The following is an 8,635-nucleotide window of genomic DNA, read 5'->3' on the forward strand; positions in this document are numbered from 1 at the left end:
AAATAAGATGAGTAAAAAAATAGATACCATTAGGCAGGCAATTGAAGATATCAGACAGGGAAAAATCATTATGGTAATTGACGATCCGGACCGGGAAAATGAAGGAGATTTCATCTGCGCCGCAGAATTTGCCACGCCGGAAAATATCAACTTCATGGCTACCCATGGAAAAGGCTTAATCTGCATGCCCATGAGCAAGGATTTATGCCAGAAGCTTGGTTTAAAGCAGATGGTGGAGCAAAATACAGATAACCATCAGACAGCATTTACCGTATCCATTGACGGCGTACATACAGACACAGGAATTTCTGCTTTTGAGCGTTCAGAAACAGCCCTGGCAGCGGTGAAAGACGATGCGAAGCCAGAGGACTTCCGCAAGCCGGGCCATATGTTTCCGCTGGAATCCAGAGAAGGAGGAGTGCTGAAACGCACCGGCCACACAGAGGCCACCGTAGATTTGGCAATTTTGGCTGGATTAAAGCCCTGCGGCCTTTGCTGTGAAATTATGCGGGAAGATGGAACTATGATGCGAACCACAGAGTTGTTAGAGCTGGCAGAAAAATTCCAGATGACGGTCATTACCGTTGCGGATCTGGTGCGTTACCGAATGGATATAGACAGTCTGGTGCGCCAGGAAGCCCATGCCAAGCTTCCCACAAAATATGGGGAATTTGAAATCTACGGCTATGTTAATAAGTTAAACGGCGAGCATCACGTAGCATTGGTGATGGGAGAGGTTGCTGATGGAAAGCCGGTGCTGTGCCGGGTTCATTCCGAATGTCTGACTGGAGATGTCTTTGGTTCCGGCCGCTGTGACTGCGGTGAACAATTAGATGCGGCCATGAAAGCAATTGCAGAAGAAGGCCGAGGCATTCTTCTTTATATGCGCCAGGAGGGCCGCGGAATCGGATTGATTAACAAACTAAAGGCATACGAATTGCAGGAACGGGGCCTTGATACCGTAGAAGCCAACGTAGAGCTGGGATTTGCGCCGGATTTGCGGGATTACGGCATCGGCGCCCAGATTCTGCATGATTTGGGCGCCGAAAAGCTTCGCCTGCTTACCAACAATCCTAAGAAAATTGCAGGACTTTCCGGCTATGGAATATCCATTGAAGAACGGGTTCCCATACAGATGCCGGCAAAAAAAACAGACGTATTTTATCTGAAAACCAAGCAGAGTAAGATGCAGCATATGACGAATTACTGATTGGAACTTACAGTATTCGAATCATGTTAGAAATAGAAAAAGGAGAAAGTTATGCGAGTATTAGAAGGAAACGTAGTTGCAAACGGAACAAAAGTAGGAATTGTAGCGTCCAGGTTTAATGAATTTATCGTATCTAAGCTGATAGGCGGCGCACAGGACGCTCTGATCCGCCATGGAGTCAATGATGATGACATCACTCTGGCATGGGTGCCGGGCGCTTTCGAGATTCCACTGACGGCACAGAAGATGGCGGAGACAGGAAATTACGATGCAGTCATCTGTCTGGGAGCAGTGATCAAAGGGGCCACCACCCATTACGATTATGTGTGCGCAGAAGTCAGCAAGGGTGTGGCAGCCGTAGGCTTAAAGACAGAAATCCCTGTAATCTTTGGAGTAGTCACTACTGACAATATTGAGCAGGCCATCGAGCGCGCCGGAACCAAAGCTGGAAATAAGGGTTATGACGCAGCATGTACAGCAATTGAGATGGTGAATCTGATTCAGAATATGAAATAGCATAAAATATTTGTGAAAGAAATGGCCCTTTTTAATAGTTATATATGGGGTTCAAAAATAGAAGGAGTTGTTGTGAAATCATGTTTCATGGCAGCTCCTTGCTTTTTGCAAACCACAAATAGTAAGGAATATTTGGTTGACAGGCATGTTAGAATTAACATATCTAAAAATGCGTAAGACCTGTGTGAGGAAAAAACTCTTGTACTGCTTATCGGAACATAGTATAATATGACGAAAGTAAAGAAAAGGAGAATACAAAATGTCAGTTGAATTTGATACAACCATCACAGAGAAAGACATGTACCAGTTTAACCTGTACCATGCCTATCATGGATTTCAGGGAATTGTGGCAACCCTGGTGGGCGTATGGGTATTGATTATGGCAGTAATAACCTTCGGAAAAGTAGAGCTAATGTATACCCTGCTGTATCTTGCGTTCGGGGTGGCGTTTCTGGTTTATGTGCCCGTAAGTCTTTATCTGCGTTCCAAACAGCAGATAAAAAGCTCTGAGATATTAAAACAGGCCCTTCACTATAAAATTGATGATGCAGGAATCCATGTGTCCCAGGGGGAAGAAACCGCAGATCTGGAATGGAAGCAGATCTACAAGATGATATCTACAAAGAACAGCCTGCTTATTTACAGCAACCGCATAAATGCCTATGTCATCCCCCGGGAAGCGGTAGGGGATCAATATGAGAAACTAGTGGGCCTTGCCGTAAACCATTTGGAAAGCTACCGGCTGAAGTTGAATCCTTTTCACATATAATAGTGAGAAGCTGTTGGCAAATTATGTGGTTCACGGGTATAAAAACAGCAAAAAATCGAGGTTAATATGCATAGAATAGAAACATTTTCCCCAGAAGAAACTTACCAGCTTGGGCACAAATTAGGAGAGCAGGCCAGGCCGGGAGAACTGTATACACTAATCGGCGATCTGGGCGTCGGGAAAACCGTGCTGACCCAGGGCATTGCCAGAGGACTTGGAATTGAAGAGCCAGTCAGCAGCCCCACATTTACGATTGTGCAGGTGTATGAGGAGGGAAGAATGCCCTTCTATCATTTTGACGTCTACCGGATTGGCGGCGTGGAAGAGATGGAGGAAATCGGTTACGAAGATTATTTTTACGGACAGGGCCTTACTATGATCGAGTGGGCCAATTTGATTGAGGAGATTCTTCCGGAACACTATTGGGAAATAAAGATAGAAAAAGATCTGGAGCAAGGATTTGACTACCGCAAAATTACGGTAAGAGAGGTAACGAGATGAAAATATTAGGACTGGACAGCTCTGGCCTTGTGGCCAGTGTGGCTGTTGTGGAAGAAGATAACCTGCTGGCAGAATATACCGTAAATTACAAAAAAACACATTCCCAGACATTGCTCCCCATGCTGGACGCCATCGTCAAAATGATAGATCTGGATTTTGATACCATAGATGCAGTTGCCGTGGCAGGAGGCCCAGGATCCTTTACTGGACTGCGGATCGGTTCCGCCACCGCCAAAGGACTGGGGCTGGCCTTGCAGAAACCGTTGATACAGATTCCTACCGTAGACGGCCTTGCCTATAATCTTTATGGCTGCAGGGATATGGTATGTCCTCTGATGGACGCCAGGAGAAATCAAACCTATACCGGCCTGTATGAATTTACGGCAGAAGGCATGAAGACGTTGCAATGCCAGTGTGCAGTGGGAATTGATGAAATTGTGAAAGAAATCAATAACCGGAGCCGTCCGGTTGTGTTTTTAGGAGACGGCGTACCGGTGTTTCGGCCGTTTTTGGAAGAAAACTGTAAGACAGAATATTCTTTTGCGCCGGCCCATATGAATAAACAGCGGGCAGCCTCTGTGGCGGCGTTGGCCTGTCTCTATTATCAGGAAGGCAAAACAGAAACTGCAGCAGAACACAGCCCGGATTATCTGCGTCTGTCCCAGGCAGAGCGGGAGCGGCAGGAAAAGGAGCGGCAGGAGCAATAAACTGGTGTGCAGTATACGGTTTGCAGAAGAAAATGGCGGACAAAGGAGCAGGAGGAAAATGGCAGAATTAGTATTTCGGGAAATGGATGTCCGGGATATCCCGGAAGCTGTCAGACTGGAACGGCAGCTTTTTTCCTGTCCATGGTCTGAGCAGGCGTTTCTGGAATCTCTGAATCAGGATACATTGTTTGTGACAGCGCAAAAGGACAGTGTAATCGTGGGGTATTGCGGAATGTACTGTTATGCCGGCGGAGAGGGGGAGATTACCAATGTGGCTGTGGCTCCCCGCTGCCAGAATCAGGGGATCGGCCGGAAGATGATGGAATATCTGCTGGCACAGGCGCGGACAAGGGGAATCATCCGTATTATTTTAGAGGCTCGCGTCTCCAATGCAAATGCCATTCATTTATACGAGGAAACAGGTTTCAGAAGCTGCGGAATCCGAAAGAATTTGTACGAACTGCCCAGGGAAGACGGCATAATAATGGTATTGGAATGACAGATTTTTGCCAGATAGATTTTTTGGGGAGGATTGGCGGTATGATTCATAGTTTCCGTGTAATTGGACGGTATGTTTTTGGCTGCAATTTCCTCTTTCCAACGTGAGAGTCCTTTCGCTATAATAAGAATGAGAAACTGTCAGTTTACTGCAGATTTTACTGCCGGTTTCATTAAGCGCATTCCGTTTCAGGCTGTATCCGCAGGGCGTACGGAAGAAGCGCAGAGCAGGGAGGACGCCAGATGAAAACAGAAGAAAAGAAAATTATATGCAATTGCTGTAAAAAAACAATTCGGGAAGAGAACGGAATACCCAGAGAAGAATTTCTTCATGTAGAGAAAGAATGGGGATATTTTTCCGGAAAGGACGGGGAAAGGCAGGAATTTGATATTTGTGAAGCTTGCTATGATAAATGGGTGAAAAGTTTTCAGATTCCTGTACAGACAATAGAAGTAACAGAACTGGTTTAAACGAGATATAGTTTGAAAGGAAATATTATGTTAGATGTATGTTTGTTGGGAACTGCAGGAATGATGCCGCTGCCTTACCGCTGGCTTACTGCGCTGATGACCCGGTATCATGGAAGCAGCCTTTTGATTGACTGCGGTGAGGGCACACAGATTGCCATGAAAGAAAAGGGCTGGAGCGCAAAACCCATTGATACCATATGTTTTACCCATTATCACGCAGATCATATCAGCGGTCTGCCGGGACTTTTGCTCACTATGGGAAATGCAGAGCGGACAGAGCCGCTGACTATGATAGGGCCGAAAGGATTAGAACGGGTAGTCAGTGCACTGAAGGTCATTGCGCCGGAGCTTCCTTTTGAGATCCGCTTTGTGGAGCTGACCCAGCCGGTGGAGCATTTGGAGGAACAGGGGTATCACATTACCGCATTCCGTGTCAATCATAATATTACCTGTTATGGATATACCATAGAAATTCCAAGAGCCGGCGAATTTCAGGTGGAACAGGCGAAAAATCTGGGGATTCCGATGAAACTCTGGAACAGGCTGCAAAAAGGGGAAACCCTTCAGCAGGAAGGGAAGACTTATACCCCTGACATGGTATTAGGACCGCCCCGAAAAGGAATTAAACTGACCTATTGTACTGATACCAGACCAGTGGCAGCTATTACGGAAAATGCCAGAAATGCCGATTTATTAATTATAGAGGGAATGTATGCGGAAAAGGAAAAAGCAGCGAAGGCCAGACAGTATAAGCATATGACCTTTTATGAGGCGGCAGAAATTGCCAGGGAAGCAGAGGTTTCCGATATGTGGCTCACTCATTTCAGCCCTTCGCTGGTGCATGCAGAGGATTATATGGATGAAGTGCGCAGCATTTATCCGGCGGCAAAACTGGGGAAAGACGGAAAAACAGCAGAATTGGATTTTGCGTAAATATTCTGCAGGAATGCTGGACGATGGTCTGTTCATCTGTACGGCAGCAAGCAAAAACTTCCGCAGAAAAGTCCAGGTATGCTCAGCCCGATTGGTGAGGAGGGATTTTTATGAAGAAAAATGGTGTGAAATCAGCTATAATCGTTATTGTCTGTGCCGCTTTATGTCTGGGGTATTATTATTACCTGACTCAGCGGGACAGTGGGAAGGAAACAGGATTGTCAGAGGTGGAAATGATTATTTCCAAGGACTTGGAAAAGTCATATCCTAAAACAGCCAGAGAAGTGGTGAAATTTTATAATCGGATTCTGGAGTGTTATTACAGTGAGGATTATACTCAGGAGCAATTAGAAAAAATGACGGAGCAGGCCAGAATTCTTATGGATGAAGAACTGAAAGAAATCAACCCTCAGGATCTTTATCTGGAAGCAGTAAAAGCAGATATTTCCAGCTATAAAGATGATAAAAAGATGATATCTAATGTAACCGTGGAGGGCAGTAAGGAAGTAGAATATAAGACGAAAAACGGCAGGGATTGCGCTTATGTAGACGTGTCTTATTTCCTGAAAAGCAATAATAAGAACGAGAAGTCAGGGCGCGTTTCCCAGACCTATATTCTGCGGAAAGACGAAGACAGCAATTGGCGGATACTGGGATTCTATCAGGAGTAACTAAAATGGTGAGAGAGAATCGGGAGGATGCAGTGATCCTGGCAATTGAAAGTTCCTGTGACGAGACAGCGGCGGCAGTGGTAAGGAATGGAAGAGAGGTATTGTCCAATATTATCTCTTCCCAGATTGAGCTGCATACTTTGTATGGGGGCGTAGTGCCGGAAATTGCATCCAGAAAACATATAGAGAGAATCAATCAGGTAATTGAAGAGGCATTGGCAGAGGCCGGAATGGCTTTAGAAGATATGGACGCCATTGCTGTTACCTATGGCCCTGGATTGGTAGGGGCGCTGCTGGTAGGAGTGGCGGAGGCCAAAGCCATTGCCTATGCAGCAGGAAAACCATTGATTGGCGTCCATCATATTGAAGGGCATATTAGTGCCAACTATATTGAAAACAAAGAATTAAAGCCGCCCTTTTTGTGCCTTGTGGTATCGGGCGGACATACCCATCTGGTAAAAGTGAAGGATTTTGGCGTATATGAGATATTGGGAAGAACCAGAGACGACGCAGCGGGAGAAGCATTTGATAAAGTAGCCCGTGCCATAGGGCTTGGGTATCCCGGAGGACCCAAAATTGAAAAAGCTGCCAGAGAAGGAAATCCTCAGGCAATTGCGTTTCCAAGGGCGAAAGTGGCGGATAACCCCTATGATTTCAGCTTCAGTGGGGTAAAGTCCGCAGTGCTCAATTATATCAATGGATGCCATATGAAAGGTATTCCCATTGTGGAAGCGGATATTGCGGCGGCTTTTCAGAAAGCAGTGACGGATGTATTGATTGAACATGCGATGACAGCAGCGGCAGAATTTCAGATGGAGAAGTTTGCCATTGCCGGGGGAGTGGCTTCCAATGGCACATTGCGCAGCGGAATGGAGGCTGCCTGCAGGGAGCGGGGAATTCAATTTTATCATCCTTCGCCTGTGTTTTGCACGGATAATGCTGCAATGATTGGTGCAGCGGCTTATTATGAATATCTTGCAGGAAAATTTGCCGGATGGGATCTGAACGCAGTGCCGAATTTGAAGCTGGGGGAACGGTAATGACAGAGAAAAAATATGCGGCAGTAGTTTTGTCTGCCGGCAAAGGAACGCGTATGAACAGTGCAGTGCCCAAACAGTACATGATGTTGGAAGGAAAACCTGTGCTGTATTATTCTTTATATGCTTTTGAAAAAAGCATGATAGATGAAATTGTTTTGGTAACAGGTGAAGAGGATGTGGAATATTGCCGGAAAGAAATAGTGCAAAAATATGGATTTACCAAAATAATATCTGTGACAGCCGGAGGAAAAGAACGGTATCATTCGGTATTTTGTGGGCTGACGGACTTGAATAAAGAACAAAACCGGCCGGATTACGTGATGATTCATGACGGCGCCAGACCGTTTATTAACGATGAAATCATTTGGCGGTGCGCCAGGGCAGCGGAAGAATTTCGAGCCTGTGCAGCAGGGGTGCCGGCGAAAGACACTATAAAGATTGCGGATGAGTCCTTATTTGTCAGGGAAACGCCAAAGCGAAAATATGTCTGGCAGATACAGACTCCTCAGGCATTTGCATTTCCTCTGATATATCAGGCATATGAAGAATTGCTGAATCGGGAACAGCGCGGAGAGTTTTATTCTGTGACAGACGATACTATGGTGCTGGAGGCAATTTACGGTCATAAAGTTAAATTAGTAGAGGGTTCCTATGAGAATATCAAGATAACAACGCCGGAGGATCTTAAGCTGGCAAAGGCTTTTTTGCCGGAGTAGCCCAGGAAAAAGCGGTTAAATGCCTGAAAAGTAAAAAAATGTAAAAAAAGTAAAAAAACCTATTGACATATTGGAAATGTTTTGCTAAAATCATACATGCGCTGTTGAAAACAGACGATTCGGAGAGGTGTCCGAGTGGTTTAAGGAGCTGGTCTTGAAAACCAGTGATTCCGAAAGGGACCGTGGGTTCGAATCCCACCTTCTCCGTTTTATCGGAATTGCAACAGCCAACAGAATAGTAACAATTATTATTTTGCCACATGGAGAAGTACCCAAGCTGGCCGAAGGGACACCCCTGGAAAGGGTGCAGGTCGTTAATAGCGGCGCGAGGGTTCAAATCCCTCCTTCTCCGTTTTTGATATTTTATCATGAATAGATATTTAAAAATATTAAAAAAAGGTATTGACAAATAGAAAATAGCATGATAAAATATTCAAGCTGGTTGTGAAAAGACAGGAAATGACTTGAAACGACAGCAAAAAAAATAAAAAAAGTTGTTGACAAACACAGATGATTGTGATAGAATACAAAAGCTGTTAAAAACAACGAAACGACCTTGACAACTGAACAGTGGAATAACCTTGAAAGATTCAAAGAGTTTCC

At 45.2% G+C, this 8,635-nt stretch carries 11 protein-coding genes and 2 tRNA genes; all 13 read left to right on the top strand.

All coding sequences use genetic code 11. From position 1 onward, the window contains the following. Positions 1 to 7 precede the first annotated feature (7 nt). The 13 genes from E5329_RS08925 to E5329_RS08985 all read left to right on the top strand — a co-directional run bounded on the left by E5329_RS08925 (position 8) and on the right by E5329_RS08985 (position 8,384). Positions 8 to 1,210, top strand: a complete 1,203-nt coding sequence (locus E5329_RS08925; protein ID WP_135989222.1) for a bifunctional 3,4-dihydroxy-2-butanone-4-phosphate synthase/GTP cyclohydrolase II — start codon at positions 8 to 10, stop codon at positions 1,208 to 1,210. Between the two features lie 51 nt (positions 1,211 to 1,261). Beyond that, entirely contained in the window at positions 1,262 to 1,726 is a 465-nt protein-coding gene (gene ribH / locus E5329_RS08930) for a 6,7-dimethyl-8-ribityllumazine synthase (RefSeq protein WP_135989223.1), read from the top strand. Positions 1,727 to 1,985: 259 nt separating this feature from the next. Next, positions 1,986 to 2,495, top strand: coding sequence for a YcxB family protein (locus E5329_RS08935; protein WP_135989224.1), 510 nt, complete (start codon positions 1,986 to 1,988; stop codon positions 2,493 to 2,495). Positions 2,496 to 2,561: 66 nt separating this feature from the next. Next, entirely contained in the window at positions 2,562 to 2,996 is a 435-nt protein-coding gene (gene tsaE, locus E5329_RS08940; RefSeq protein ID WP_135989225.1) for a tRNA (adenosine(37)-N6)-threonylcarbamoyltransferase complex ATPase subunit type 1 TsaE, read from the top strand. Further along, on the top strand, positions 2,993 to 3,703 hold the full coding sequence (gene tsaB / locus E5329_RS08945; protein ID WP_135989226.1) for a tRNA (adenosine(37)-N6)-threonylcarbamoyltransferase complex dimerization subunit type 1 TsaB: 711 nt from the start codon (positions 2,993 to 2,995) through the stop codon (positions 3,701 to 3,703). Before tsaE ends, tsaB begins: the two co-directional genes overlap by 4 nt. 58 nt (positions 3,704 to 3,761) lie before the next feature. Continuing rightward, positions 3,762 to 4,202 carry a ribosomal protein S18-alanine N-acetyltransferase gene (gene rimI, locus E5329_RS08950; RefSeq protein ID WP_135989227.1) on the top strand — a complete coding sequence of 147 codons (441 nt, stop codon included), beginning with the start codon at positions 3,762 to 3,764 and terminating at the stop codon, positions 4,200 to 4,202. Positions 4,203 to 4,444: 242 nt separating this feature from the next. Further along, positions 4,445 to 4,672, top strand: a complete 228-nt coding sequence (locus tag E5329_RS08955; RefSeq protein WP_135989228.1) for a hypothetical protein — start codon at positions 4,445 to 4,447, stop codon at positions 4,670 to 4,672. Between the two features lie 27 nt (positions 4,673 to 4,699). Then, positions 4,700 to 5,605 carry a ribonuclease Z gene (locus E5329_RS08960; RefSeq protein ID WP_135989229.1) on the top strand — a complete coding sequence of 302 codons (906 nt, stop codon included), beginning with the start codon at positions 4,700 to 4,702 and terminating at the stop codon, positions 5,603 to 5,605. Positions 5,606 to 5,715: 110 nt separating this feature from the next. Beyond that, positions 5,716 to 6,276 (top strand): DUF6715 family protein, encoded by a 561-nt coding sequence (locus tag E5329_RS08965; protein WP_135989230.1) that lies wholly within the window; start codon positions 5,716 to 5,718, stop codon positions 6,274 to 6,276. 5 nt (positions 6,277 to 6,281) lie between these two features. Then, complete coding sequence (gene tsaD / locus E5329_RS08970) at positions 6,282 to 7,316, top strand: tRNA (adenosine(37)-N6)-threonylcarbamoyltransferase complex transferase subunit TsaD (protein WP_135989231.1); 1,035 nt, start codon at positions 6,282 to 6,284, stop codon at positions 7,314 to 7,316. After that, complete coding sequence (gene ispD / locus E5329_RS08975) at positions 7,316 to 8,032, top strand: 2-C-methyl-D-erythritol 4-phosphate cytidylyltransferase (protein WP_135989232.1); 717 nt, start codon at positions 7,316 to 7,318, stop codon at positions 8,030 to 8,032. The genes tsaD and ispD overlap by 1 nt, the downstream gene beginning before the upstream one ends. A 121-nt stretch (positions 8,033 to 8,153) precedes the next feature. Beyond that, positions 8,154 to 8,239, top strand: a tRNA-Ser gene (locus E5329_RS08980). A 55-nt stretch (positions 8,240 to 8,294) separates the two neighbouring features. Continuing rightward, positions 8,295 to 8,384 (top strand) — tRNA-Ser (locus tag E5329_RS08985). The last annotated feature ends 251 nt before the right edge of the window (positions 8,385 to 8,635 follow it).

The organism is Petralouisia muris (assembly GCF_004793545.1).
GTDB lineage: Bacteria > Bacillota > Clostridia > Lachnospirales > Lachnospiraceae > Petralouisia > Petralouisia muris.

Coding starts and splice junctions, on each gene's coding strand:
- E5329_RS08965 (WP_135989230.1), top strand. CDS start 5,716: ATGAAGAAAAATGGTGTGAAATCAGCTATAATCGTTATTGTCTGTGCC.
- ispD (WP_135989232.1), top strand. CDS start 7,316: ATGACAGAGAAAAAATATGCGGCAGTAGTTTTGTCTGCCGGCAAAGGA.
- E5329_RS08925 (WP_135989222.1), top strand. CDS start 8: ATGAGTAAAAAAATAGATACCATTAGGCAGGCAATTGAAGATATCAGA.
- E5329_RS08955 (WP_135989228.1), top strand. CDS start 4,445: ATGAAAACAGAAGAAAAGAAAATTATATGCAATTGCTGTAAAAAAACA.
- E5329_RS08960 (WP_135989229.1), top strand. CDS start 4,700: ATGTTAGATGTATGTTTGTTGGGAACTGCAGGAATGATGCCGCTGCCT.
- tsaE (WP_135989225.1), top strand. CDS start 2,562: ATGCATAGAATAGAAACATTTTCCCCAGAAGAAACTTACCAGCTTGGG.
- rimI (WP_135989227.1), top strand. CDS start 3,762: ATGGCAGAATTAGTATTTCGGGAAATGGATGTCCGGGATATCCCGGAA.
- ribH (WP_135989223.1), top strand. CDS start 1,262: ATGCGAGTATTAGAAGGAAACGTAGTTGCAAACGGAACAAAAGTAGGA.
- E5329_RS08935 (WP_135989224.1), top strand. CDS start 1,986: ATGTCAGTTGAATTTGATACAACCATCACAGAGAAAGACATGTACCAG.
- tsaD (WP_135989231.1), top strand. CDS start 6,282: ATGGTGAGAGAGAATCGGGAGGATGCAGTGATCCTGGCAATTGAAAGT.
- tsaB (WP_135989226.1), top strand. CDS start 2,993: ATGAAAATATTAGGACTGGACAGCTCTGGCCTTGTGGCCAGTGTGGCT.